The sequence below is a fragment of the Pseudomonas sp. ATCC 43928 genome, from assembly GCF_005938665.2.
Taxonomy (GTDB): domain Bacteria; phylum Pseudomonadota; class Gammaproteobacteria; order Pseudomonadales; family Pseudomonadaceae; genus Aquipseudomonas.
Map to the genome: position 1 here is coordinate 1,775,981 of NZ_CP041753.1, position 26,538 is coordinate 1,802,518.

Here is a 26,538-nt window from a genome sequence, read left to right on the forward strand (position 1 = left end):
AGCGAATCGCAGGAGCGGTCGGGCGAACGTGGGCCCAAGCCTGAGGCTGCGCTGCGCGTGGCGCGCAGTATCCTGAGAGCGCCCATAGTGAAGGGACTCCTGAAGTAATGGCTGGATGAGGCCGTATTTTGGTACAGCACTGATTCAGGGATACGGCCTTTCCTGATATCAGTTTGATAGGTGTTTAGTTGTGGGGTCAGGCTTTGTAAAGGTGTTAAGCGCAGGTAACAGTACGATGTGCCAATATTCCGACAAGTGGGTGTTTTGGTGTCAATATTATGTCGATTTGTTTTTGGCGAAGTGACCGCAGGCACTCAATAGTGGTGCACCTCAAATGAGCTGAAACCCTTATGCGGCAAGGGCTGGCTGCATAATTCCAGTACAAGGAAACTCTAAAATTGCAGCGTCAGTGGTTAAAAAAGCCCGTCAGAGCATTCCCCTGGCGGTTTTTTTCTTGCTCGAACCACCTGACGACTTACGTGGAAAGTCCGTTATTGCTGTGCCTTACTTCTGACTCCACTCACGGAGCCAAGCAATGCGACACAGAGGTGCACAGTTCTGGTTATGGACCGACCCCCGATTACCTCACCACATCCATGAAGAAATGCTCGGTGACGGGACACAAGTGGAAGTGCGGGCACGACTGAGTCGTGAGGGAATCACCCAGGTGTTCATCGGTGTTTACGATGCCCGTGGGATCATGCTGTGTGAGGAGTTTCACGACAGGGGCCGTGATGAGACTTACTGTGCGGCGTTGAAGTGGGGCGCTCTACGAGCGGGCGAGATCGTCGCGGGCACGCAGGCCTTCGTTGCACCTCATCGGGTGCAACTGACGCTCGGCACGGTCATCACCGATGAGTCGGTACTGGCGCTGCGGCGGATGGAAATGAACGAACGTGAGCGTTTCAAGCTCAGCTGTGAAGATGCGTGGTCGGAATACCTGACCGCCAAAGCGGCCATGCTTGACCTCATGCGCGCGCCCAAAGTCGATCCCAGGGTCTGGGCGGACCACAAGGAGCGACTGAAGCAGGCGATTGACCGGCGCGTCTGTGTACAACGCGCCTATTTACGCTGAGCTATTCAGAACCTGATGCCCGGGGCTGTCGCAGGGTCTCGATGGTCGCGATCAGGTCATCGTAGGACACCGGTTTTCCAATGTACTGGTCAAAGCCCGATTGACGAGCCTTTTTAATATCGCTGATAGCGCCATAGCCAGTCAGGGCAATGGCCGGCACATCCTTGACATGCGGCAACTGACGTAATGCTTGCATCAGTTCATGGCCGTTCATGACCGGCATGCCCAAGTCCGAAATGATCAGGTCGAAGTGGCTGTTTGCAGCCGCGTCCAGAGCGTCCTTCGGATGATCGAAGGCAACGACTTCGGCGTCCTCCATTTCCAGCAGCATCTTCAGGGTTTCCAGTACCTCGGCGGAGTCGTCGACCAGCAGAATCGTCAGGCCGCTCAGTTTTCCTGATACCTCGTCGGTTGGTGTTGTGGTTTGGGTTTTGCCTTCACTACTGGCCAGGGGCAAATAGACAGTGAAGGTACAGCCTTCCCCAACGCCCGGCGAACTCACTTCAACCGTGCCATGTTGCGCCTCGGTCAATTGGCGCACCAGTGACAAACCGATGCCCAGCCCTTCGCGCTGGTGGTTGGCGTGCTGTGTTTCAGCCTGGCCAAACAGGTCGAATACGTGTTCGAGGTTCTCGGCCGCGATGCCGGTGCCATTGTCCTTGACGTCCAGCCGCGCCATGTTTCCGGCCAGGCTGGCGATCAATTGCACGCGGCCGTCGGGCGGGGTGAATTTCAGTGCGTTATTCACCAGGTTCCAGATGATCTGCTCCAGGCGCGTCGGATCGGCGCGCACCATCAACGGCTCCGAAGGCACATGCAGCTCGACGGTGGTGCTGTGCTGGTCGTTGAGGACGACGGTGTAAATATCGCGCAGCACACTGGCCAGATCCACGGCGATAGGCTTGAGCTTGAGCTTGCCGGTGCGCACGCGTGCGACATCCAGCAGGTCGTCGATGATCCGCGCCTGGCTGCTGACAGCATCGCAGATGGTGTTGACGGCTTTGGCGGCCGGCGCCACCGACTTGGTCACCGGCAAGCGCCGCAACAGTTCGGCGTTGAGCTGGATCAGGTTCAGAGGATGCTTGAGTTCGTGGGACATGACCGCGAAGAACTCATCCTTGAGGTAATTGGTGTTCAGCGTCTCGGCCAGTTGTTGGCTTTGTTCCTCATGCTGGCGTTTGTGACCGGTCAGGTCCCGGGCGATTTTCACGTAGCCGCGAAGGTTGTCACCACTGAGCAAGGTCACTTCGCCGCTGCAATAGAAGCGGCTGCCGTCCTTGCGCAGGTGCCAGCGTTCATCTTCGGAACGGCCATGGGTGCGAGCCCCCAGCAGTTCGGATTCAGGCACGCCGGAGGCGCGGTCTTCGGCGGAAAAAATGAAGTCGTAGTAAGCGCCTTCGGCCTCAGCCTTGCTGTAGCCGAAGATCAGTTCGGCGCCTTTGTTCCAGGTGGTGATCACGCCTTGTTCATCAAGGGTGATGATCGCGTAGTCGCGGGTGCTTTCGGCCACCAGGCGCATGCGTTCTTCGCCCAGGCGCAGCTCTTCTTCGGCCTCGCGGCGCTTGGTGATGTCAATGAACGTCAGCACGGTGCCGTCGATACGGTCTTCGCTGGAGCGATAGGGCAGCAGGCGGGCGATGTACCAGTGCTTGTCGGTGCTGCTGACTTCACGTTCGATCATGTTCAATGATTCGAACACCGATGCCGCGTCACTCGCCAGGTCGGCGTAGTGCAGGCGATGGGTGATGTCGAGCAGGGAGCGGCCGGTATCCACCGGCAACATGCTGAAAATATCGGTGGCACGCGGAGTGAACCACTTGATCCGCATGCTACGGTCGACAAACACCGTGGCAATGTCGGTGGAGGCGATCAGGTTGGTCAGGTAGTCGTTGATCTTGTCGGTTTCTTCGACTTTGGTTTTCAGCTCGTAGTTGACCGTCAGCAGCTCTTCATTGATCGATTGCAGCTCTTCCTTGCTGGTTTCCAGCTCTTCGGTGGCCGAGCGCAGTTCTTCGTTGATCGCCTGCATTTCTTCGTTGGAAGCTTTCAGTTCTTCACTGGAAATTTCCGATTGTTCAATGGTGTCCTGCAAGTGCAGTTTGGTGCGTTGCAGTTCACGCTCAAGATTGGACAGCACCTGGCTTTCGGTTTGAAGCAGGGTCTTGGCCGTCGCTTGCGAAGGATCGACTTCGACTTCCTCGAAAATCACCAGAATGAACTCGCCGTCCGCCTCTTCATCCTTGTAAGGCTGCGCCTCGAGGCTGACCTTGTAATGCCGCTCTTCGCGCTTGACCGGCACCTCGCGGGATTTCACGGCCAGGCCGCTCTGCTGGACCTGGAACAGCGTGGTGCGGATTTCCAGGCGCAGCTCCGACAGGATCAGCGTCAGCAGGTTGCGTGACAACTCACCGCCCACATGCCGAAGGAAACGCCCGGCACTTTCGCTCATGTGCAGGATGTCAGCGTTGGCATCGACGATCATGCTCGGCGGGGCCGCGCGTTCGAGGGCGCGCTGGTGGATGTCGGCGAAGGACAGTTTGCGCTGCACGGCGTGTTGCGGTGCCTGATGGGAAATATTGGAGCGCACATAACCACCGCGCGGCACGGTCGGCGTGCGTCGGCTATTGGCGGTGCCAGTCTTGGCGCGGAAGATCCGGTTGCGTTTGTCCACCGGCGTGAACAGCTCATGGCAAGCGTCTGCACTTTCGGAGGAACCGAGGAACAGAAAACCGCCGGGGCGCAAGGCGAAGTGGAACATCTGCAGGATTTCGCGCTGTACTTCGCGATCCAGATAGATCAACAGGTTCCGGCACACGATCAGGTCGATTTGCGAGAAGGGTGGATCGGACAGCAGGCTGTGTTTGGCGAACAGCACCTTCTCGCGGATTTCCTTGCGAATCCGATAGTGCTCATCTTCCTTGATGAAGTAATGCCGCAGCCGCGTCGGCGGCACATCCGTGACGATGGCTTGCGGGTACAGGCCGGCCCGGCCGAAGCTGATGGCGCGCTCGTCGATGTCGGTGGCGAAAACTTGCAGTGAGGCCTTGCTGGCTTCCTGTTGCAGCTGATCGTTGACCAGCATCGCCAGGCTATAGGCTTCTTCGCCGGTGGAACAGCCAGCCGACCAGACCCGGATTTCTTCCTTTTCAGGCTGCGCCGAAACTGCGGCGCTGACCAGTTGCGGAATGACATCCCGCTCCAGCGCTTCGAAGGCTTCGCGATCACGGAAAAAGTTGGTCACGCCGATCAGCATGTCCCCCAGCAGCGCCTTGGTTTCTTCGGGATTGCTTAGCAGGTAGCGGTAATAGGCTCCCAAGTCGGGCTGGGCCGTGACCTGCATCCGGCGTTCGATCCGCCGCAATACCGTTGCGCGTTTATAGTGCTTGAAGTCATGACCGGTGCCGGTACGCAACTGGATCAGGATGTCGTGCAGCATTTGTTCGGCGAGCACGGCATCACGTTCGGCTACAGAGGCGAAGGATTGCAGTTCCGGATCGTTGGCGGCAGGCAAGCTGATTTCCCGGGAGTTGTGCCACAGGTCCAGCAGCTTTTGCGGCATTTCTACTACGGGCAACACCAGATCGACCATGCCGGTCTCGATGGCCGCCCGGGGCATACCGTCGAACTCGGCGTCCTCCGGTACCTGGGCCAGGGTAATGCCGCCCTGTTCCTTGATACGCGACAGGCCGACTGCGCCGTCGGAACCGCTGCCCGAGAGCACCAGGCAGAAGGCGCGCTCGCGGTGTACTTGCGCCAGGTCGCGGAAGAACAGATCGATCGAAGCATGGCGTCCCAGTTGTGGGTCGTTTTCAATTACCTCAAGGTTATTGCCATTCATCACCAGTCGCCGCGCCGGCGGGATGACATAGACCCGGTTTTTCTCGATAGGTACGGTTTCGGTGACCTGCAGAACCGGCATCCGGGTCGATTCCTGGATGATCTTGTCTGCGACGCTTTGGTGGTCGGGCGACAGGTGAAGAATGATCACAAACGCCATGCCGTTGTCGTTAGGCATGTTCTCGAAAAACAATTTGATGGCTTGCAGCCCGCCAGCCGACGCACCGATGCCCACCACTGGAAAATCCAGGGTACTGAGGGTCAGGGCCTTTCGCTCGGGAGCCGTGGCCGAGTGCTTGGGGGTGGTGGTCATTTCCTGGCCTTTGCCGGCGATTTAGAGCGTATTGGGTTCAAGCGGACAATAATTAGCGCATTTCAATAAATCAGGATAATCCCGTTTTTCAATAACACCTTCAAATATTTAGCGCGTCTATGCGCAGCCGTATGATCTTTTGGCAGTAAAAGGAACGATTGCACTCCCGCTGCTTCAAGGGAACGCGACTACTGGCCGATAACGCGACAAGCCGTTGTGATTTCATCGCTGGCGGCCGGTAAAGCTCATCACGCGATTGTGCGAAATTGCTTGATAGCCAATGGCCTCTCGCTATCATCTGCGCGCCTGAAAGGCCGCGAAGCTGAACTCGCAGCCATTGCCTTTAGGTTGTTCTTCCTTAAATTGCCTGGAAATCTTCGATGCTGTCGTATCACCAAAAAAGCTTTTTGATCGTCGATGATTTCTCGGATTTCCGCAGTTCCGTCAGGTCCATGCTGCGGGAGCTGGGCGTCAAGGACGTCGACACCGCTGATACCGGTGAGCAGGCGCTGCGCATGTGCTCGCAGAAGTCCTACGACTTCATCCTGCAGGATTTCCACCTGGGCGATGGCAAGAAAAACGGTCAGCAGGTGCTCGAAGACCTGATGATCGAGAAGCTGATCAGCCACGAAAGTGTGTTTGTCATGGTCACCGCCGAAACCAGCCAGGCCATGGTGCTCAGCGCACTGGAGCATGAGCCCGACGCTTACCTGACCAAACCGTTCAACCGCTCCGGCCTGGCCCAGCGCCTGGAGCGACTGGAACAGCGCAAGACCTTGCTCAAGCCGATCCTGCAAGCGCTTGACCGGGGCAAACCGGTTGAAGTGCTCAACGCCTGCATCGCCTTGTGCAAACAGGACATTCGTTATTCGCCGCTGTGCCTGCGCTACCGCGCCGATGCATTGCGCGACTTGAACCAGAACGAAGCGCTGGAGCGTCTTTACGACAGCATCATTGCAGATCGGCCTTTGCCCTGGGCGTTTGCCGGATTGGGCCAATTGCTGTTCAAGCGCGGGCAGGTCAGTCAGGCCAAGGGCATTTACGAAAAAGCCTTGAAAGTCTTCCCGATGATGCCGGCCCTCTACGATGGCATGGCCGATGTGCTGGTCGCCGAAGGTGACACCAAAGCGGCGCAGAAAGTGTTGGAAGAAGCAATTCGCCTGTCGCCGCTGGCGGTGCGCCGGCAAGCGTTGCTGGGCAAGTTGGCAATGGCCAACGAAGATTTCGACACTGCCTCCAAAGCCTATCGCCAGGCCGTGAACCAAGGGGCGCAGTCACGTTTCAAGGATGCGGAAAGCAACCTCGGCCTGGCCCATGCCTTGATCAGCAAAGGCTCGGAAAAGGGCCTGGACACGCGGACCCGCCTGGAAATCAACACGACGCTGAGTGCAGTGGCGAAGGAGAACCCTTCCGACCCAGGCCTGCAGATTCGTGCGCGTCTGATGAAGGCCACCAGCCTGCTGCTCAACGATGCCGAGACCGCCGAGAAGCTCACCGAGCAAGCGATGATGCGCCTCGATGGCATGGAACAGTTCATGAGCGCCGAAGCGGCGCTGCTGGTGGCCAAGCAGTTGCAAATGCTGGGGCAGGCGAGTGCCGGTGCTTCGATGTTGAAAAACTGTGCGGAAATCTACGGCGACGATCCGACCGTGATGAAGGGCATCGCCAAGCTGACCGACGACCCGACCATCCTCAACTCGGGCAACGCCGCCGCCGACCTCAACCGTCAGGGCGTGCGGGTGTACAAGACCGGCAATCTGGTGGAAGCCCGGGATGTGTTCCGCAAAGCCCTGGCGCTGCAACCGAAGAACATCAGTATTGCCCTGAACATGGCGCAGTCGCTGCTGCATGGCACCGACACCAGCGTGCCGTCGGCCGAGCTGGAAGAGTGCCGGGCCTGCCTGAAAACGGTCGGCCTGATGCCCGATACCGATGCGCGTTATCCGCGCTACCAGAAACTGAAAATCAAGGCGTTCGGCGAATGATCGACAGCGAACCGTCACTCGACTTCTCTACGGTGATTGCCTCCACCGTGCACGACATGAAGAACTCTCTGGCCATGCTGATGCAGGCGCACAGCCAATGGCTGGCGCGTTTGCCCGACCCTGAGCGGCACACCCCGGAGCAGGGCGTCATCGACTTCGAGTTCGCCCACCTCAATGGCATGCTGGTGCGGTTGCTGGGGCTGTACAAGCTGGGCGTCAACCAGATGCCATTGCAGCCGGCCTACCATGAGCTCGATGACTTCATCGAGGCGCAACTGGCGGCTCATCAAGAAGTGTTCGCCAGCCGCGGCATTATCGCGACCTATGAAGTGGACCCGTTGAGCCCGCTGGGTTTCTTCGATCGGGAGCTGATTGCCTCGGTGCTCGCCAATTGCATCAACAACGCCATTCGTTATGCCCGGCATGCCTTGTTGATCAGTGTCAGCGATGAGGCCGGGCAATTGGTGCTGACCATCAATGACGATGGCGAGGGTTATCCGGCCGAGATGATCGAGCGTCAGGCCGACTATGTGCAGGGCATCAACCACAGCAGCGGCAGTACCGGCCTGGGCTTGTACTTTGCCGGGCGGATTGCCGCCTTGCATCAGCGTGATGGTGTGGGCGGACGTACCGAAATCAGTAATGGCGGGCCATTGGGTGGCGGCGTGTTCAGCCTCTATCTCCCCTGAACGACACGTTCCTCACAGGATTGCGCCTTTTTGTTTGACGCTGCTTGATATTCCGAACAGCCGGAGCCTATTTTGTACGGGTCGCCGTTCGCGGCTCGTACAACAACAAGGATTGCGTCATGACAACCGATGGCCATCGCTCACTCGCGCAGCGATTGACGGGCATTGATGAGATTGAATGTGTCACGCCGGACCTGAACGGCGTGCCACGCGGCAAAGTAATGACCGCTGAAGGATTTCTTGAGGGGCGGCGTTTGCAGATGGCGCGGGGAGTGCTGCTGCAATGCATCATGGGCGGCTATCCGCCCGCGCACTTTTACGGCAGCGATGATGGCGATCTGGCGCTGGTGCCTGATCCGGGGCAGATCCACCGCTTGCCCTGGAGTTCGCACCCTCGGGCACTGGCCATATGCGATGCACAAGAACTGACTGGCGAGAGCTCGCACCTGTCGACTCGCGGCCAACTCAAGGCGGTGATCGCTCGCTACGCCGCCCTCGGTCTGGCGCCGGTCGTGGCGACCGAGCTGGAATTCTTTGTGTTCGCACCCAACCCTGACCCGACGCAACCCTTCCAGCCTCCAGTGGGCCTGGACGGTCGTCGCGAGGACGGTCATTCGGCATTCAGCATCAGCTCCAATAACGGCTTGCGGCCGTTCTTCACTGAAGTCTACGCAGGCATGGCGGCGCTGGGCTTGCCGCGCGATACCTTCATGCACGAGATGGGCGTCAGCCAGTTCGAGATCAACCTGCTGCATGGCGATCCGCTGCTGTTGGCCGACCAGACCTTGCTGTTCAAGCATCTGCTCAAGGAAGTGGCGCTCAAGCATGGCCTGACCGTGGTCTGCATGGCCAAGCCGTTGGCTCACACGCCGGGCAGTTCGATGCATATTCACCAGAGCGTCGTCGAGATCGACAGCGGGCGTAACGTGTTCAGCGACAAGGCCGGCGAGCCGACCGCGACCTTCCGTCATTTCATCGGTGGCCAACAGGCCGGCCTGGCGGATTTCACTGCGCTGTTTGCGCCGAACGTGAACTCTTATCAGCGCCTGTGTCATCCTTTTGCATCGCCCAATAATGCCTGCTGGTCCCATGATAACCGCGCGGCCGGCCTGCGCATTCCGGCCAGTTCACCGGTCGCTCGTCGGGTCGAAAACCGCCTGCCGGGGGCTGACGCCAACCCGTATCTGGCGATCGCCGCGAGCCTGGCGTCGGGGCTGTATGGCATCGAAAACAAACTGGAACCGAGCGAAGCGGCACGGGGCGAATTCGTGGTGCCGGATAATCTTGCGTTGCCGTGTACCTTGCATGCCGCTCTTGAACGTCTGGAACGTAGCCAATTGGCGAAGGAACTGTTCGGCAAGGAGTTCATCGAAGGCTACATCGCTTCGAAGACCCTGGAGTTGACCAGCTTCCTCGATGAAATTACTCCCTGGGAACGGCGTGTTCTAGCAGCCCAGGCCTGACGACCTGTCGCCATCGGGCTATCGTTGTCGATAGCCCGATACTCACTGCAAGGAGCCGCTCGGAACGCCAATGCGCCAAATCCTGAAATCCTTTCGAGGACTTTATTTCGCCTCGCTGATGATGTTGATCGGCTCGGGCCTGTTGAGTACTTACCTTGCCCTGCGCCTGGCGGCCGATAAGGTCGACAGCCTGTGGGTCGGCGCATTGATGGCGGCCAACTATTTCGGCCTGGTGCTGGGCGGCAAGATCGGCCATCGGCTGATTGCCCGGGTCGGGCATATTCGAGCTTATTCAGCCTGCGCCGGGATTGTCGGTGCGGCGGTGCTGGGCCATGGCCTGGTGGACTGGCTGCCCGCGTGGCTGTTCCTGCGGGTGATCGTTGGCCTGGGCATGATGTGCCAGTACATGGTGATCGAAAGCTGGCTCAATGAGCAGGCAGAAGCCAAGCAGCGTGGCGTGGTGTTCAGCGGCTACATGATCGCTTCGTACCTGGGGCTGGTGTTGGGGCAGCTGATTCTGGTCATGCACCCGGGCCTGGGCCTGGAACTGCTGATGCTGGTCGCACTGTGTTTTGCCCTGTGTCTGGTGCCGGTGGCCCTGACCCGGCGGATTCACCCGGCGCCATTGCACCCGGCGCCGATGGAACCGCGCTTCTTCATCAAACGCGTGCCGCAGTCACTGAGCACGGTGTTGGGGGCGGGATTGATCGTCGGTTCGTTCTACGGCCTGGCGCCGCTGTATGCCTCCCAGCAAGGATTGTCCACCGAGCAGGTCGGTCTGTTCATGGGCAGCTGCATTTTTGCAGGCCTGGTGGTGCAGTGGCCGTTGGGATGGCTATCGGATCGTTATGACCGGGCGGTATTGATCCGAAGTTTTGCGTTTAGCCTGGCACTGGCCGCGTTGCCGCTGGCGATCATGCCGCAGGTGCAACTGGAGGTGCTGTTCATCGCCGGGTTCCTCTGTTCGTTGGTGCAATTCTGTCTGTACCCGCTGGCGGTGGCGTTCTCCAACGACCACGTCGAGGGTGATCGCCGGGTGTCGCTGACGGCGATGCTGCTGGTGACTTACGGTGTCGGCGCGAGTGTCGGACCGTTGGTGGCAGGGGTATTGATGAAGTTGTTCGGCAGCCAGATGCTTTATGCCTTTTTCAGTTTTTTTGCATTGGTGCTGGTGTGGCGAATCCGCCCGAAAGCAGTCACCAATCTGCATCAGGTGGACGATGCTCCACTGCATCACGTGGCCATGCCGGACAGCATGACGAGTTCGCCACTGGTGGCTTGCCTTGACCCGCGTGTCGATGAGCAGGTGGTGCAGGATCAGATGCAGAACCCGGTCAACCCGGAGGCTGATGTCAATCCGGATGCCGGGCCCGAACCAGAACCTGAACCAGTTTCGGATTCAGAAGACCCGGACGCAGGTCGCGAGCAAAGTTTTACCGAAGCGCGGCCGTGATCAAGGCATAAAAAAACGGGCAGTCACCGTAAGGGACTGCCCGTTTTTTATTGGCGGGGCGTATCAGAAATCGTCTTTATCGAAGCGCCGCGCTTCACGTTGCAGCTGATAGACGAACCGCTCGACTTGCCGTTGCACCAGGCCGCTCATGTTGTGAAAACGCACGCCGGCGAAGGTAGTGTTGATCTTTTCTTCAAAGTGCAGGTAACGCAGCTCCACCGGTGCCGTCATGCTGCCAAAGGGCAGGGCGGCGATGAAGCGGTCGTAGACCTGGCCCAATTGCAGCTTGGCGGTAATGTCGCCTTCGAAGCGCAACTTGCAGCCGGTGGCGGAGATGTCCAACAGTTTGCCGGCGAGGGGCGACTTGAGTTTCTCACCACCCAGCTCGACATTGACCAGTTGTGCCAGCTTCAATGCAGCGCGGAAAGCATTGCGGCGCTGGTGGTAAACCACCTCATCGGGCAGCGTGCCCCGGTAGCAGCGGCCATCGCCAGACTCGTCGATGGTCAGCGGGCCATTGCTTTCCCAGGCGATGCGCACGCCGTCGTGGAAGCCTTCGACCTTGAACGGTTCGCCGGCCAGCAGAAAGCGTTCGCCGTCGCGCGGGATCATTTCGTCCAGGGCGATCATCTTGCTGTCACGGTCGACGTCCACCAGATAACTCTGGAAGCGCTGGCTGCGCTCGTGGAACGTGATGATCAGCGGGTCATGGCTGTCTTGCAGCTGACGCAGGTTGCCGGAGATTTCCAGGGGCGTGGTGAGCACCTTGGGTGGCTGCGGAGCATCTTCCGCGCTTAAGGCATTGGACACGAGGTATCAATCTCCAGACAAATATGACTACTGGCCGGCATTCTGCCAGCATGTTTCGCGTCTTGATAGGGCGTGCTCATTGAAAGGCTTAAGCCTGACTGAGCGGGCGTGGCTTGGCGAGCTTGGAGGTTGATCCGCGGGCATCGTAGAGCGCTGGCGGCTCGCCGCCGGTGAGGATTTTCAGCTGGTTGGCCGTGGCGGCCTGCTGCACCAGAATCGACTGGCCATTGTTGGCATTGGCGGCCTGGCACTGGGCCAGGAGGTCGGTCAGCACGTCGCTCTGTCCCAGCAACCGTTCGCCAATGCTCGACTGGCTGGCGAGTTGCTCCAGGCCCTGGCGGTTGGTTGGCAGGTTGAGGCTGGCGAGGATTTCACTGCGCTTGCGGCCATGCTGTTCGAGCAGAATGATCAATGCCTGTTTATGCGCCAGAATTTCTTCGAGCAGTGGCATGTCGCGACCGTGCAAGGCGAGGGACTCGGTTTGCAGTAGCTCCAGCAGTTGTTGCGCCGGGGCAAAGTCGTCGATGATCAGTTGCAGTAAATGAGTGTCGTGCATGGCTGGCCTTGGGTTTTAAGCGTCCAAAAGCCTGGCGCGGGCCGTGGCCTAGCGCTGGGCTTCGAAGTTGAGCAGTTTGCTGGCTACACGGTTGCTGTCGACTTTATAGCTGCCATCGGCAATCGCTGCTTTCAACTCGGCCACGCGGGCGTTGTCGACGGCAGGCTGATCGCGCAGCTTGTCAGTGACCTTCTGCAACTGTTGAGCCTCATTGCTGAGGTGTACCGATTCCCCGCTTTTGGTGGTACTGGCCTGTTCGGCCGGGGTATTCAGCGGCGTGGATTGGCCGGCTTCGGCGGTTTCCTTGGCGGTGCTGGTACGCGTACTGCCCGTAAGTGACGAGGAGCTGTTTAAACGACTGAAATCGATGACCATGACAATAAACCTCTGGATATTTGGACGCTTGCCATGTTTTCGGCGATTCCCCGAAAAACTTTAGGCCCATTTATCAATGAGCTTGCATGCGCCAGCGCATGCCCTGCATGCGGCACAGTTTAGGCAACCGCCAGGCGGTGCGCCATCACTTCACAAACACAGAGCCCTTACATGGCCACTTCCACCTGGCCGGGCGCTGTGACTTGCGCCTTGATGACCCGCTGGGAGTTAAGGTTCTTCACGCGAATCTGTTCGCTCAGGCCGCCGTTGGATAGCGCTTCACCCGGCATGCGCACACTGAGCGTACCACTGCGGGCGGTAATCACCACTTGGTCGCCCTTGCGAACCACTTCCGCCTGTTCGAGATGCACCAGCGTAATGATCTGATCGGCGACCATTGGTCGGGTAAGTTTTTGCCCGATCGCCTGATCGACGGAAGTCAGAAACCCCTGATTTATCAGGCTGATATCACGCTCGCGCAGGGTTACGTCCTGAGGTTCGATAATCCCTGTGCGCTTGAGCGGACGAGTGGTCGTCACAATGTCGCGAAACAGCTTCACTTGAGCGGGCACGAAGACCGTCCAGGGCGAGGCGCCCTCGCAGCGAACCTTGACCGTGACCCGTCCCAGAGGCCTTGCCGGGCTCTCGAGGGTGGCTGTCAATTCCTTGTCGCACATAGGCATGCGCAGGCGCGGATCGAGCTGGTTGACCTGGATTTCGTAGCGACCTTGCGTTTGACTGGTGGCCAGATAGTCCTCTACGGTGAATTCAAGAAAGCCTTGGGTGACGCCGATAAGCATGTCAGGCAAGGTAACCGTATCAGCAAGGGCAGGGCTGCCAGCGTTGAACAGGCAAGCAGCCGACATCGCGCAGAGTAATCTGCGGCAGGTTGATTTCAGGTGTCGGAAAAATGTCGGTTCTGTGTTCATAAGAGTTAAAAAGCAAGCGCCGTGCCGTTTCGTGATGAATGTGCGTCGCAACACACTTAGCGTTGGTGTAGGAGTCTGGGCATGGCTGGTGTAATGGATTCGGTGAACCAGCGCACGCAACTGGTAGGGCAGAATCGCCTTGAGCTGTTGTTGTTCCGTCTCGACGGCCAGCAGCTGTATGGGATCAACGTGTTCAAGGTTCGCGAGGTGCTGCAATGCCCCAAGCTGACCCTGATGCCCAAGTCCAGTCCTGTCGTGTGCGGTGTGGCGAATATTCGGGGGGCAACCATTCCGATTCTGGATCTGGCGATGGCGACCGGTGCCGGTCGGTTGCTGGACCAGAGCAATCCCTTCGTGATCATCACGGAGTACAACACCAAGACCCAGGGTTTCCTGGTTCGGTCGGTGGAGCGCATCGTCAACATGAACTGGGAGGAGATTCATCCGCCACCCAAGGGCACGGGGCGCGATCACTACCTGACGGCTGTGACTCGGGTCGACAACCAGTTAGTCGAAATCATCGACGTCGAGAAGGTGCTGGCGGAAGTGGCGCCGACGCCGGAAGCGATTTCGGTGGGCGTGGTCGATGTTGAGACCCAGCACAAGGCGCTCTCTTTGCGCGTATTGACGGTCGACGACTCGTCGGTGGCACGCAAGCAGGTGACCCGTTGCCTGCAAACGATCGGTGTCGAAGTGGTGGCGTTGAACGACGGCCGGCAAGCGCTGGATTACCTGCGCAAGCTGGTTGACGAGGGGAAGAAGCCGGAAGAAGAGTTCCTGATGATGATCTCCGACATCGAGATGCCGGAGATGGACGGGTACACCCTGACGGCCGAGATCCGCGCCGATCCGCGCATGCAAAAGCTCCATATCATCCTGCATACTTCGTTGTCGGGAGTGTTCAATCAGGCGATGGTCAAGAAGGTCGGTGCCGATGACTTCCTGGCCAAGTTCCGTCCTGATGACCTGGCATCCCGGGTAGTCGACCGGATCAAAGCAGCAGATAACAGCTAGAGGCCTTCTGCCCCTGGCGGTCAACACGATTTAAGAGGCGGTATCTTTGTCTACGGGTAATTTGGATTTCGAACAGTTCCGGGTATTCCTGGAAAAAGCCTGTGGCATTTTGCTCGGTGAAAACAAGCAATATCTGGTCTCGAGCCGTCTCAACAAACTGATGGAACAGCAGGGCATCAAATCGTTGGGTGAGCTGGTTCAGCGCATCCAGACCCAGCCGCGCAGCGGTTTGCGCGAGATGGTGGTGGATGCCATGACGACCAACGAAACCCTGTGGTTTCGTGACACCTATCCGTTTGAAGTCTTGAAGAACAAGGTATTGCCTGAAGCGATCAAGGCCAGCCCCGGTCAGCGCCTGCGGATCTGGTCGGCGGCGTGTTCGTCGGGTCAGGAACCGTATTCGCTGTCGATGTCCATCGATGAGTTCGAACGGGTCAACATGGGCCAGTTGAAGATGGGCGTGCAGATCGTTGCCACCGACCTGTCCGGCAGCATGCTGACCAACTGCAAGACCGGCGAGTACGACAGCCTGGCCATCGGTCGCGGCCTGTCGCCCGAGCGCCTTCAGCGTTACTTCGACCCCAAGGGGCCGGGGCGCTGGGCCATCAAGGCACCAATCAAGAGTCGGGTGGAGTTTCGCTCGTTCAACTTGCTGGACAGCTACGCGAGTCTGGGCAAGTTTGACATCGTGTTCTGCCGCAACGTGCTGATCTACTTCTCCGCCGAGGTGAAGAAAGACATCCTGTTGCGCATTCACAGCACGCTCAAGCCGGGCGGTTATCTGTTCCTTGGCGCGTCCGAAGCGCTGAACGGTTTGCCGGACCATTACCAGATGGTCCAGTGCAGCCCGGGGATCATTTACCAGGCGAAGTGATTCGATGACGGCATAAAAAACGGGAGTCCATTAGGGCTCCCGTTTTTTTTATGCCTGTGACACCACGCTCCCACAGGGGCAAGTAGCGTTCTTTGGATGGTGAGAAGCGGCAGAAAAGCGGCAGGCGGCGGAAATCGGTTGCCGCTTTTCTGGCATTGCCACCTCGTTACTGCTCGCAAAGCCCCGGTTTACGGGCTTTTTTGAATTGGCACGCCGCTTGCTATGTTCACGTTACGAAAAATCAGGTCACCCGAAGGTTTCCCGACATGAGCATCAGCTTCGATAAAGCGCTCGGTATCCACGAACAAGCCCTGGGCTTCCGCGCTCAGCGTGCTGAAGTCCTGGCCAACAACATCGCCAACGCCGACACCCCGAACTACAAGGCTCGGGATCTGGACTTCTCGAAAGTGCTCGCCGAGCAGAACGAGAAAACCAAAAACGGCAAATTCGCCTTGAGCATGACCAACAGCCGTCACATCGAAGCTGAAGGCCTGGGCAATGGCGACGAGTCGCTGATGTATCGCACGCCGATGCAACCGTCGATCGACCAGAACACCGTGGATGCCCAACTGGAACAGTCGAACTACGCGGAAAACGCGGTCAACTTCCAGGCCAGCTTCACCCTGCTCAACAGTAAATTCAAAGGGCTGGTGTCAGCCCTGCGCGGAGAGTAATTCATGTCCCTGTCCAGTGTTTTCAACATTGCCGGTAGCGGCATGAGTGCCCAGACCACTCGCTTGAACACCGTTGCCAGTAACATCGCCAACGCCGAGACCGTTTCGTCGAGCATCGACCAGACCTACCGCGCCCGTCACCCGGTGTTCGCCACCATGTTCCAGGGCGGCCAGAGCGGCGGCAGCGATTCGCTGTTCCAGAACCAGGACGCGGCCGGTCAAGGCGTGCAAGTGCTGGGTGTGGTCGAAGACCAGAGCAACCTTGAAGCGCGCTACGAGCCGAATCATCCGGCCGCCGATGCCAAGGGCTACGTCTACTACCCGAACGTCAACGTCGTCGAAGAAATGGCCGACATGATTTCCGCAAGCCGTTCGTTCCAGACCAACGCTGAAATGATGAACACCGCCAAAACCATGATGCAGAAGGTCCTGACCCTCGGTCAGTGATAAGGGGCGACTTTCGATGAGTGTTACCGATACCACCAGCGGCGTAAGCCTCAAGGATGTCCTGGCCAACTCTTCGGTCAAGACCACGACCACCAGTGATGGTCTTTCCGCGGCGACCAGCAGTGCCACCGGCAGCAAGGCATTGGGCAAGGATGCGTTCCTGCAACTGCTGGTCACCCAGCTGAAAAACCAGAACCCGCTCGATCCTCAGGACAACAGCGCGTTCGTAGCCCAGTTGGCGCAGTTCAGTAGTCTGGAAGGCATCACCACGCTGAACGACACCGTCAGCGGCATTGCCAGCAACTACAACTCGTCGCAAGCCCTGCAGGCTTCTTCGCTGGTGGGCCGTTCGGTCATCGCGCAGACCGGCAAAGCCGTGGTCGACACCTCCAAGAACCTCAACGGTACGGTTGTGCTGCCGGCGTCGGCGAACCCGGTTACGCTCAAAATCAGTGACGCCGAAGGCAAGACCATCCGCACCATCGACATGGGCAGCCAGAGCGCTGGCAACGCCAGTTTCATCTGGGACGGCAAAAACGATGCCGGAGCAGTCGCCGCGGCCGGCACGTACTCCTTCTCTGCCAGCGCAACCTACGACGGCAAAGCGACCTCACTGGTTACTTACCTGCCGGCAACCGTCAACAGCGTGACCATCAGCCAGACCGGCGGTGAGCTGATGCTGAACCTGGCAGGCCAGGGCAGCGTTGCCCTGTCCAAAGTGCAGACCATTGGTCTATAGAGCCGACTAACACGGCACAAAGGAGTGGAATATGTCTTTCAATATCGGCCTTAGCGGTCTCTATGCAGCCAACAAACAACTGGACGTGACCGGCAACAACATCGCCAACGTCGCGACCACCGGTTTCAAATCGTCCCGTGCAGAATTCGAAGACGTGTACTCGGCCACTCGCCTGGGTACCGGCAGCAAGACCATCGGTAACGGCGTGCGCCTGGCCAACGTTTCCCAGCAGTTCAGCCAGGGTGATGTGAACAACACCGGCAACGTGCTGGACATGGGCATTCAGGGCAACGGCTTCTTCATCCTCAGCGACAACGGTTCCCTGAGCTACACCCGTGCCGGTGCGTTCAAGACCGACGCTCAAAACTTTGTGGTCGATAACAACGGCAACCGCTTACAGGGGTATGGCGTCGATTCCAATGGCAAGATCATCAACGGTGTGTTGACTGACTTGAAGATCGATACCTCGAGCCTGAAGCCGAATCCGACTACCAAGGTTGATCAGACGATGAACCTGAACTCGGCGGAAACCACGCCGACCGTGGCCCCGTTCAGCCCGACCGATACCAACAGCTATAACAAGACCATCTCCACCAAGGTTTACGACAGCCAGGGTAACGAGCACACCATGGATCAGTACTACGTGAAGACGGGTACCAATGCCTGGCGTGTCTATACCTACATGGACGGTCGCTCCCCGGCCAACCCTGCAACCACGCCTCCAGTGCCTATCACCGCTGACATCACTTTCAACTCCGACGGCAGCATTAACACGCTGACGGCGGGTGCCGGCTGGACCCAGACTGGCAACACGTTGACCATGACCGGTTGGGTGCCAGGTGCCATTACCAACGCCGCAACGATTCCTGTGACCTGGGGGCCGAACGGTTCCGTCGCTGCCACTGGCGGTATCGCGTTCAACATGGCGCTGACCACTTCTTACAACTCGCCAACCGCCCGTACCGCCCAATACCAGGACGGCTACGCCACCGGCCAGATCTCCAGCCTGACCATCGACGCCAGCGGCGTCATGACCGCCAACTTCAGCAACCAGCAAACCAAGGCCATCGGCCAGGTGGCTGTGGCGAGCTTCGCCAACGAGCAAGGCTTGCAGCCAATTGGCGGTACGCGCTGGAAAGAAACCTTCGCCTCCGGTGTGGCCGGTGTCGATGCGCCGAAAACCGGTACCCTGGGTTCGGTCGTGTCCAACTCGCTGGAAGAGTCCAACGTCAACCTGACCAACGAACTGGTTGATTTGATCAAGGCGCAGAGCAACTACCAGGCGAACGCCAAGACCATCTCCACCCAGAGCACCATCATGCAGACCATCATTCAGATGACCTGATGCTTGATAGTGCTGCATAAGAAACCCCTCGCAAGAGGGGTTTTTTCATTCTGTAGGAGCGAGGCTTGCCCGCGAAGAATGCACTGCGGTTTTTCAGGTATTACGCGTCATCGTTCTTCGCGGGCAAGCCTCGCTCCTACAAGGCAGAGGCAAAAGAAAACCCCCGACCAGCCAGAGGCTCATCGGGGGTTTCAGGTAAGCGCCCTGGAGCGCCTACCGGCTCAGCTTATTGGCAAGCTTCGCAATCCGGCTCGTCGATGGCGCAAGCCTTCGGCACTGGAGCTGGACCGGCTGGGGCTGCCAGGACCGAGTCGTCACCGTGGTTGCCACCGCTGGAAACAGCGTTCAGCTTACCGGTGTTGATGGTCGACTTCTCGGTGCTGGTCGCGGCCAGGGCACGGAGGTAGTAAGTGGTTTTCAGACCACGGTACCAGGCCATGCGGTAGGTCACGTCCAGTTTTTTGCCCGAAGCGCCGGCGATGTACAGGTTCAGCGACTGAGCCTGGTCGATCCACTTCTGACGACGGCTGGCGGCGTCGACGATCCACTTGGTGTCCACTTCGAAGGCAGTCGCGTAGAGCTCTTTGAGTTCTTGCGGGATGCGCTCGATCTGCTGCACCGAACCGTCGTAGTACTTCAGGTCGTTGATCATGACCGAGTCCCACAGGCCGCGAGCCTTCAGGTCGCGAACCAGGTACGGGTTGATCACGGTGAATTCGCCCGACAGGTTCGATTTCACATAGAGGTTCTGGTAGGTCGGTTCGATCGACTGCGACACGCCGGTGATGTTGGCGATGGTTGCGGTCGGTGCGATGGCCATGATGTTGGAGTTACGAATGCCTTTCTGCACACGGGCGCGAACCGGTGCCCAGTCCAGGGTTTCGTTCAGGTCAACGTCGATGTACTTCTGGCCACGCTGCTCGATCAGGATCTGTTGCGAATCCAGCGGCAGGATGCCTTTGGACCACAGCGAACCCTGGAACGTCTCGTAGGCGCCACGCTCGTCAGCCAGGTCGCAGGAAGCCTGGATCGCGTAGTAGCTGACCGCTTCCATCGACTTGTCGGCGAATTCGACGGCAGCGTCGGAACCGTAAGGGATGTGCTGCAGGTACAGAGCGTCCTGGAAGCCCATGATGCCCAGACCGACCGGACGGTGCTTGAAGTTGGAGTTCTTCGCTTGCGGCACCGAGTAGTAGTTGATGTCGATCACGTTATCGAGCATGCGCACGGCGGTGTTCACGGTGCGTTGCAGCTTGGCGGTGTCCAGCTTGCCGTCGACGATGTGGTTCGGCAGGTTGATCGAGCCCAGGTTGCAAACGGCGATCTCATCCTTGTTGGTGTTCAAGGTGATCTCGGTGCACAGGTTCGAGCTGTGAACCACGCCCACGTGCTGCTGCGGGCTGCGCAGGTTGCACGGGTCTTTGAAGGTCAGCCATGGGTGGCCGGTTTCAAACAGCATGGACAGCATTTTGCGCCACAGGTCTTTGGCCTGGATGGTCTTGAACAGCTTGACCTTGCCCGGGTACTCGGTCAGGGCTTCGTAGTACTCGTAACGCTCTTCGAAGGCCTTGCCGGTCAGGTCGTGCAGGTCCGGTACTTCGGACGGCGAGAACAGGGTCCACTTGCCGTCATCGAAGACACGCTTCATGAACAGGTCAGGGATCCAGTTGGCGGTGTTCATGTCGTGGGTACGACGACGGTCATCACCGGTGTTCTTGCGCAGTTCGATGAACTCTTCGATGTCCATGTGCCAGGTTTCCAGGTAGGCACAGACAGCGCCTTTGCGCTTGCCACCCTGGTTAACGGCGACGGCGGTGTCGTTCACCACTTTCAGGAACGGCACGACGCCCTGGGATTTGCCGTTGGTGCCCTTGATGTACGAACCCAGCGCCCGAACCGGGGTCCAGTCGTTGCCCAGGCCGCCTGCGAATTTCGACAACATGGCGTTGTCGTGGATCGCGTGGTAGATGCCCGACAGGTCATCCGGCACGGTGGTCAGGTAGCAGCTCGACAGCTGTGGACGCAGGGTACCGGCGTTGAACAGGGTCGGGGTCGAGGACATGTAGTCGAAGGACGACAACAGGTTGTAGAACTCGATCGCACGGTCTTCTTTCTGCTTCTCTTCGATCGCCAGGCCCATGGCCACGCGCATGAAGAAAATCTGTGGCAGTTCGAAGCGGATACCGTCCTTGTGGATGAAGTAACGGTCGTACAGGGTTTGCAGGCCCAGGTACGTGAACTGCTGATCGCGCTCGTGGTTGATCGCCTTGCCGAGTTTTTCCAGGTCGAAGGACGCCAGAACCGGGTTCAGCAATTCGAATTCGATACCTTTGGCGATGTACGCAGGCAGTGCCTTGGCATACAGGTCGACCATTTCGTGGTGGGTCGCGCTGTCGGCGACACCGAGGAAGCCCAGGCCTTCGGCACGCAGGGTGTCCATCAGCAGGCGGGCGGTCACGAACGAGTAGTTCGGCTCACGCTCGACCAGCGTACGGGCGGTCATCACCAGGGCGGTGTTGACGTCGGTCAGGGCCACGCCGTCGTACAGGTTTTTCAGGGTTTCGCGCTGGATCAGCTCGCCGTCGACTTCTTCCAGGCCTTCGCACGCTTCGGTGACGATGGTGTTCAGGCGACCCATGTCCAGCGGTGCGAGGCTGCCATCGGCGCGGGTGATGCGGATCGATGGGTGAGCGTTGACGGCTTCTTCGGCAGGGGAGTGCGCTGCGCGTTCTTTGGCGCGGGAGTCACGGTAGATCACATAGTCGCGGGCGACTTTCTGTTCGCCGGCACGCATCAGGGCCAGTTCGACCTGGTCCTGGATTTCTTCAATGTGGATGGTGCCGCCCGAAGGCATGCGACGCTTGAAAGTCGCGGTGACTTGTTCGGTCAGGCGGGCAACGGTGTCGTGGATTCGCGACGAAGCGGCAGCGGTGCCGCCCTCAACTGCGAGAAACGCTTTGGTGATGGCGACGGTGATCTTGTCATCGGTGTAAGGGACGACAGTGCCGTTACGCTTGATCACGCGCAGTTGGCCAGGCGCGGTGGCGGACAGATCCGAATTCGAATCGGCGGCCTGCGGCAAGGTGCCTTGCGGGTTCTCGCGAGTTGTGTCGGTTTGCATGGGGGGTTGTCTCCACATTCTCTATGTTTGTTTGGGCACCATCACGGTGCCCACCGTTCTGTCCTGAAGCACTACAACCGGCGAGGGCCGGGCATACCAACTTCGGGACAGATCAGGAAGGGGGCTATTGGGCGCCGCTTCCATGCCGAAGTCTTTGGTGTCACGCCTTGGGCCTGAAACCGAATTCCGTTTTGAGTGGCAGTAAATGACTGCAACACCCGTACCGTTATCGCCGTTTCGGGCTTAAAAACAGTAGCCATCCGCACACGCGGTTTGGTCTTTCGAAAATACGTTTGGTTCAACCGGAAAGAGGCAATAAAAGCGCTTGAAATCGGTGTCCGGTTTGTGTTTGGTTTTTGGCATAAAACCCTACATGTAGGGTTTTTTTTGCGCCGAGGTACAAGATAATGCGTTTTGGAGGGTGTTGCAACGTACTACCTGTGGATAAACCTGTGCGTAATTTGTGTGTGAAAGAGGGAACGGGCGTGTAGGCCGCGACCTAGCTGGAGCCGACCATTGTTCACTGATTTTCAGCGACAGAAAACAGTCATCCGGATTTTTAAGGGCGCGAACCCTATCACAAAAAACCGTTGTGTCCGAACGCATTTACCGGCTTGTGTTCCAGACGTGTGGCGTTTATACAATCGGCCCATGCAGATGCATTCTTATCCTCCCCAATCATTACAAAAAGACGGGTGGATCCTTCCTTATTGATGGTGTTGGCAAGCAGAGGTCATCGTGGAGCAAGAAGCCTGGCAGGTATTGATTGTCGAGGACGACCAGCGTCTGGCCGAACTGACCCGCGATTACCTGGAAGCCAATGGCCTGCGAGTATCGATCGAGGGTAATGGCGCCCTGGCCGCAGCACGCATCATCAAGGAGAAACCGGACCTGGTGATTCTCGACCTGATGCTCCCCGGCGAAGATGGCTTGAGCATTTGCCGCAAGATTCGCGACCGCTATGACGGGCCGATCCTCATGCTCACCGCGCGCACCGATGACACCGATCAGATTCTTGGCCTGGACCTGGGCGCCGACGACTACGTCTGCAAACCGGTGCGTCCGCGTTTATTGCTGGCGCGCATCCAGGCTCTGCTGCGGCGCAGTGAAACCCCTGAAGTGCCCCAGGAAAAACAACGGCGCCTGCAGTTCGGCCCATTGGTGGTGGACAACGCATTGCGCGAAGCCTGGCTGCATGACAAAGGCATCGAATTGACCAGCGCCGAGTTCGATCTGCTCTGGCTGCTGGTGGCCAATGCCGGGCGTATTCTGTCCCGCGAAGAAATATTCACCGCGCTGCGCGGTATCGGTTATGACGGCCAGGACCGCTCCATCGACGTGCGCATCTCGCGCATCCGCCCCAAGATCGGCGATGACCCGGACCATCCGCGGCTGATCAAGACCGTCCGCAGCAAAGGCTATTTGTTCGTGCCGGAAGCCTGCACCCTGTGAACTCGATCTTCCTGCGTATTTATGGCGGCATGTGCGCGGCGCTGATTCTGGTGGCCGTGCTCGGTGTGCTGGCCTTGCACTTGCTTAATCAGGTACGCAGCGAGCAGTACCGCGAGCGCCTGGCCCACGGCACCTTCTCGCTGATGGCCGATAACCTGCAACCGATGAACGAAACCGAGCGCCATCGGGCGTTGCTGTTGTGGGAGCGCTTGCTCGGGATTCCGCTGGCGCTGAAGACGTTCCCCCAGACCGACCTCGACCTGACCCAGCGCACCCGCGTGTTGCACGGCCAGGCCCTGGTGGAGCAGACCGGTCCGCATGCGGCGAAGGTTTATCGCCTGGTCAGCGAAAAGGAGCAGTTGGTGCTCACCGGTGAAGTCCAGCAGATCAGCGAGCAACTGGCGCGGGCGACCATCTACCTGCTGGCCGATGAACTGGTGCGCTACCCGGTGGCCGAGCAGCCCAAGCGTCTGGAGCAGTTAAAGGAAGATAAGGGTTTCGGCTTCGATCTGCGGCTGGTGACGGTTGATGAGGCCGACATGGACGAAGACCAGAGCCGCCGCGTGTCTGAAGGCGACACAGTGATGGCGTTGGGCAAGGGCGGCGATTCGATCCGGGTGTTTGCCGGCATGGTTGGTACGCCGTGGGTGCTGGAAATCGGTCCGTTGTATCAGATGAATCCTTACCCGCCCGAGTGGCTGGTGCTGATCGCGGCCCTTGGCCTGAGCCTGATCGGTTTGATTGTCTATCTGTTGGTGCGGCAACTGGAGCGCCGTTTGCGCGGTCTCGAAGCCGCCGCTACACGCATTGCCAAGGGCAGCCTGGAAACCCGCGTACCGGCCCGTGGCGCCGACTCGGTGGGGCGGCTGGCCTCGGCGTTCAACGGCATGGCCGAGCACTTGCAGCAATTGTTGGCGATTCAGCGAGAACTGGTGCGTGCCGTGTCCCACGAATTGCGCACACCAGTGGCGCGCCTGCGTTTTGGCCTGGAGATGATCGGCTCGGCCACCACGCCTGAGGCGCTGGAGAAATACCGCGAGGGCATGGACCACGACATCGAGGACCTCGATCGGCTGGTCGATGAGATGCTCACTTATGCGCGGCTGGAGCAGGGCTCGCCGGCGCTGAATTTCCAGCGGATCGATCTGGATGCATTGGTCAATCAGGTGATCGAGGAACTGGCACCTCTGCGCGCCGAGGTCACGGTGCAGCGCGGCTTGTGCCTGTCCGCCGCCGATTGCGACGGCGCCTGGGTTGAAGCCGAGCCGCGCTACTTGCACCGGGCGTTGCAGAACCTGGTGAGCAACGCCATGCGCCATGCCCGTTCACGGGTGACTGTCAGCTATCAGGTGGGGCAGCAGCGCTGTCGGGTGGATGTCGAGGATGACGGGCCGGGCGTGCCGGAAACCGCGTGGGAGAAAATCTTCACCCCGTTCCTGCGCCTCGACGACAGCCGTACCCGCGCCTCGGGTGGGCATGGGCTGGGGTTGTCGATTGTGCGGCGGATCATCCATTGGCACGACGGGCGAGCGCTGATCAGCAAGAGCAAAAGCCTGGGCGGGGCGTGTTTCAGTTTGAGCTGGCCGAGGAATCAAGAGCGGCGTTGAGGTTGGGCACGTGACAGGGGGCTTCAGGCCTTGATACTGACCAGACTCAACAACTGCCCATCCATCACCGCAAACTGCGCGTCCAGTTCGGTGCCGCTGCGCCACTTACTGGACAGGTCGGTCAGCAACCGCAACCGCACTTCACCGCCCTCGCTCCACTCCAGCACTTCGGCGTGTTCGAAATAGAAGCGCTTTTGGACGATCGGGTAGAGCGCCTTGAACAGGCTTTCCTTCACCGAAAACGTCAGCGTCACCACCATCGCCAACTGATCGCGAGCCCCGGCGGCCATGCGCCGCAACTCAGGCCCGGTGAGAATCTCTCCGGCCAGGCGTTCGGCCCGTTCTGCGTCGAGCAGGTTTTCCAGGTCCATCCCCAAACCGCGCCAATGGGCCTTGTTCGCGACAATCGCCGCGGCCCGGCCGGTGCTGTGGGTGATCGAACCGGTGATATGCGCTGGCCACACCGGTGCGCGGTCTTCACCAATGGCCGGAATGAAGCTCAGCCCTTCCAGCTGTTGCAACGCGGCCCGAGCGCAAATCCGCCCGGCAAGAAACTCGGCCTGACGCTTGGCCACCGAACGCTGGATGCTCGCGGGCGGCTCGATGGCGCTGCGCTGGAAATCATCGCTGGCCAATTGCTTGGTATCGAAGTGAGTGCCCAGCAGGACCGTATCGGGCAGCACAAACGGCAGCGGCCAATGGGCGTCGAGCGGGGTGCAGCAGGCGGGTAGGGCGGGGACGGGATTCATGACGGGCATTTTGCCGGGTTGCCACGTGTGAGGGTAGTGTCAGTTGGACCAAGTTATCGTTCTTCGCGGGCAAGCCTCGCTCCTACGGGATTGCATCGTACTTGTAGGAGCGAGGCTTGCCCGCGAAGGCCGTTACTCGGTCGAGCGTCTTAACCAAAGATCTTCTTGAAAAACGCCTGCATATCCGCCCACGATTTCTCATCGGCGGCCTTGTTGTAACCAATGTCCGGCCCGCCATGATCGCCGTGGCTCAGACGATCCGCATCAGGGTTGCTGAAGCCATGCTTGGCGCCTTCGAGGCTGACAAATTTATAGTCGGCACCGGCCTTGTCCATTTCCGCCTTGAACGCCGCCACATTATCCGCTGTGACCATGCTGTCCTGCGCGCCATGCTCCACCAGGATTTTCGCTTTCACACTGCCAGGCACCGCCGGCGTATTGGTCGCCAGTGCACCGTGGAAACTCACCACGCCCGCCAGCGGCAAGCCCTGACGAGCGGCATTCAGCACCACTGCGCCACCGAAGCAATAGCCGATGGCCGCCAGTTTGGCCGGATCGGTCTGTGGCTGTTTCTTCAGCAAATCGAGCCCGGCCTGAAACCGCGCGCTGGCTGCTGCGCTGTCCTTCGTCGCGGCTTGCATGAACGCCATGGCGTCCTTGGGGTGTTCGGTGTTCTTGCCGTCGCCATACATGTCGATCGCCAGCGCGCTGTAGCCCAGACCCGCCAGATCGCGGGCGCGACGCTTGGCGTAGTCGTTGAGCCCCCACCATTCATGCACCACCACCACACCCGGACGCGGACCTTTAATGGCGTCGTCGTAGGCGTAATAGCCAATCAGCTTGGTGCCATCGGCACTCTGATAGGGAATTTGCTGGGTCTTGATGGCGGCCTGGCTGACCCCGCTCACGGCCAGTAATACAAGGGCGAGCAACACACGCATGGCTGAATCTCCTTATAAACAAACGTCAAGAAAGCGTAGCCGATTTGATTCAGCTCAGGTTCAGAGTGCGTTCAGGGGCTGTACAGGGTG

21 protein-coding genes are annotated in these 26,538 nt (G+C 59.1%); 13 read left to right on the plus strand and 8 right to left on the minus strand.

The genetic code is table 11. From position 1 onward, the window contains the following. Nucleotides 1-535 precede the first annotated feature (535 nt). On the plus strand, nucleotides 536-1,075 hold the full coding sequence (locus FFH90_RS07980; protein ID WP_064616470.1) for a hypothetical protein: 540 nt from the start codon (nucleotides 536-538) through the stop codon (nucleotides 1,073-1,075). Between the two features lies 1 nt (nucleotide 1,076). On the opposite strand, the gene FFH90_RS07985 is transcribed toward FFH90_RS07980, so the two are convergent. Next, entirely contained in the window at nucleotides 1,077-5,225 is a 4,149-nt protein-coding gene (locus FFH90_RS07985; protein ID WP_138866959.1) for a CheR family methyltransferase, read from the minus strand. Nucleotides 5,226-5,605: 380 nt separating this feature from the next. On the opposite strand from FFH90_RS07985, the gene FFH90_RS07990 reads away from it, so the two are divergent. The 4 genes from FFH90_RS07990 to FFH90_RS08005 all read left to right on the plus strand — a co-directional run bounded on the left by FFH90_RS07990 (nucleotide 5,606) and on the right by FFH90_RS08005 (nucleotide 10,815). Beyond that, entirely contained in the window at nucleotides 5,606-7,210 is a 1,605-nt protein-coding gene (locus tag FFH90_RS07990; protein ID WP_138866960.1) for a tetratricopeptide repeat-containing response regulator, read from the plus strand. Continuing rightward, nucleotides 7,207-7,899 carry a sensor histidine kinase KdpD gene (locus FFH90_RS07995; protein WP_138866961.1) on the plus strand — a complete coding sequence of 231 codons (693 nt, stop codon included), beginning with the start codon at nucleotides 7,207-7,209 and terminating at the stop codon, nucleotides 7,897-7,899. Before FFH90_RS07990 ends, FFH90_RS07995 begins: the two co-directional genes overlap by 4 nt. Before the next feature lie 221 nt (nucleotides 7,900-8,120). Further along, entirely contained in the window at nucleotides 8,121-9,362 is a 1,242-nt protein-coding gene (locus tag FFH90_RS08000) for a glutamine synthetase family protein (protein ID WP_178114262.1), read from the plus strand. A gap of 70 nt (nucleotides 9,363-9,432) precedes the next feature. Beyond that, nucleotides 9,433-10,815 (plus strand): MFS transporter, encoded by a 1,383-nt coding sequence (locus FFH90_RS08005; protein WP_138866963.1) that lies wholly within the window; start codon nucleotides 9,433-9,435, stop codon nucleotides 10,813-10,815. A 63-nt stretch (nucleotides 10,816-10,878) separates the two neighbouring features. Here the strand turns inward: FFH90_RS08005 and FFH90_RS08010 are convergent, their stop codons facing one another. The 4 genes from FFH90_RS08010 to flgA form a co-directional block, all read right to left on the minus strand. Next, nucleotides 10,879-11,625, minus strand: a complete 747-nt coding sequence (locus tag FFH90_RS08010) for a flagellar brake protein (protein ID WP_138866964.1) — start codon at nucleotides 11,623-11,625, stop codon at nucleotides 10,879-10,881. 88 nt (nucleotides 11,626-11,713) lie between these two features. Next, nucleotides 11,714-12,181: a flagella synthesis protein FlgN gene (locus FFH90_RS08015; protein ID WP_018926324.1), complete on the minus strand. Its 468-nt coding sequence runs from the start codon at nucleotides 12,179-12,181 to the stop codon at nucleotides 11,714-11,716. A 48-nt stretch (nucleotides 12,182-12,229) separates the two neighbouring features. Next, a complete protein-coding gene (gene flgM / locus FFH90_RS08020) occupies nucleotides 12,230-12,556 on the minus strand; it encodes a flagellar biosynthesis anti-sigma factor FlgM (RefSeq protein ID WP_018926323.1) in 327 nt (108 codons plus the stop codon). Between the two features lie 167 nt (nucleotides 12,557-12,723). Next, complete coding sequence (gene flgA / locus FFH90_RS08025) at nucleotides 12,724-13,485, minus strand: flagellar basal body P-ring formation chaperone FlgA (protein WP_138867662.1); 762 nt, start codon at nucleotides 13,483-13,485, stop codon at nucleotides 12,724-12,726. Nucleotides 13,486-13,566: 81 nt separating this feature from the next. Between flgA and FFH90_RS08030 the strand changes: the two genes are divergently transcribed. The 6 genes from FFH90_RS08030 (at nucleotide 13,567) to flgE (ending at nucleotide 18,578) form a co-directional block, all read left to right on the plus strand. Next, nucleotides 13,567-14,499, plus strand: coding sequence for a chemotaxis protein CheV (locus FFH90_RS08030; protein WP_007937503.1), 933 nt, complete (start codon nucleotides 13,567-13,569; stop codon nucleotides 14,497-14,499). Nucleotides 14,500-14,545: 46 nt separating this feature from the next. Next, a complete protein-coding gene (gene cheR, locus FFH90_RS08035; protein ID WP_026286437.1) occupies nucleotides 14,546-15,373 on the plus strand; it encodes a protein-glutamate O-methyltransferase CheR in 828 nt (275 codons plus the stop codon). A gap of 266 nt (nucleotides 15,374-15,639) precedes the next feature. Further along, nucleotides 15,640-16,047 (plus strand): flagellar basal body rod protein FlgB, encoded by a 408-nt coding sequence (flgB, locus tag FFH90_RS08040; protein WP_007937506.1) that lies wholly within the window; start codon nucleotides 15,640-15,642, stop codon nucleotides 16,045-16,047. Between the two features lie 3 nt (nucleotides 16,048-16,050). Beyond that, the gene (gene flgC / locus FFH90_RS08045) at nucleotides 16,051-16,494 is read left to right on the plus strand and encodes a flagellar basal body rod protein FlgC (RefSeq protein ID WP_007937507.1); all 444 of its coding nucleotides are present in this window, start codon (nucleotides 16,051-16,053) and stop codon (nucleotides 16,492-16,494) included. A gap of 16 nt (nucleotides 16,495-16,510) precedes the next feature. Further along, nucleotides 16,511-17,233, plus strand: a complete 723-nt coding sequence (gene flgD, locus FFH90_RS08050) for a flagellar hook assembly protein FlgD (RefSeq protein WP_064616485.1) — start codon at nucleotides 16,511-16,513, stop codon at nucleotides 17,231-17,233. Between the two features lie 31 nt (nucleotides 17,234-17,264). Then, nucleotides 17,265-18,578, plus strand: a complete 1,314-nt coding sequence (flgE, locus tag FFH90_RS08055; RefSeq protein WP_064616487.1) for a flagellar hook protein FlgE — start codon at nucleotides 17,265-17,267, stop codon at nucleotides 18,576-18,578. Nucleotides 18,579-18,804: 226 nt separating this feature from the next. Here flgE and FFH90_RS08065 read toward each other — a convergent pair whose 3' ends face one another. Then, entirely contained in the window at nucleotides 18,805-21,699 is a 2,895-nt protein-coding gene (locus FFH90_RS08065) for a ribonucleoside-diphosphate reductase subunit alpha (RefSeq protein WP_018926318.1), read from the minus strand. 738 nt (nucleotides 21,700-22,437) lie between these two features. On the opposite strand from FFH90_RS08065, the gene FFH90_RS08070 reads away from it, so the two are divergent. Then, nucleotides 22,438-23,151: a response regulator gene (locus FFH90_RS08070; RefSeq protein WP_086944557.1), complete on the plus strand. Its 714-nt coding sequence runs from the start codon at nucleotides 22,438-22,440 to the stop codon at nucleotides 23,149-23,151. Continuing rightward, nucleotides 23,148-24,758 carry an ATP-binding protein gene (locus FFH90_RS08075; RefSeq protein ID WP_138866965.1) on the plus strand — a complete coding sequence of 537 codons (1,611 nt, stop codon included), beginning with the start codon at nucleotides 23,148-23,150 and terminating at the stop codon, nucleotides 24,756-24,758. The genes FFH90_RS08070 and FFH90_RS08075 overlap by 4 nt, the downstream gene beginning before the upstream one ends. Nucleotides 24,759-24,781: 23 nt before the next feature. Here the strand turns inward: FFH90_RS08075 and FFH90_RS08080 are convergent, their stop codons facing one another. Together FFH90_RS08080 and FFH90_RS08085 are read right to left on the minus strand one after the other, a co-directional pair. Then, a complete protein-coding gene (locus tag FFH90_RS08080; protein WP_218573882.1) occupies nucleotides 24,782-25,507 on the minus strand; it encodes a 4'-phosphopantetheinyl transferase in 726 nt (241 codons plus the stop codon). Between the two features lie 149 nt (nucleotides 25,508-25,656). Beyond that, nucleotides 25,657-26,448 (minus strand): dienelactone hydrolase family protein, encoded by a 792-nt coding sequence (locus tag FFH90_RS08085; RefSeq protein ID WP_138866967.1) that lies wholly within the window; start codon nucleotides 26,446-26,448, stop codon nucleotides 25,657-25,659. Nucleotides 26,449-26,538 lie beyond the last annotated feature (90 nt).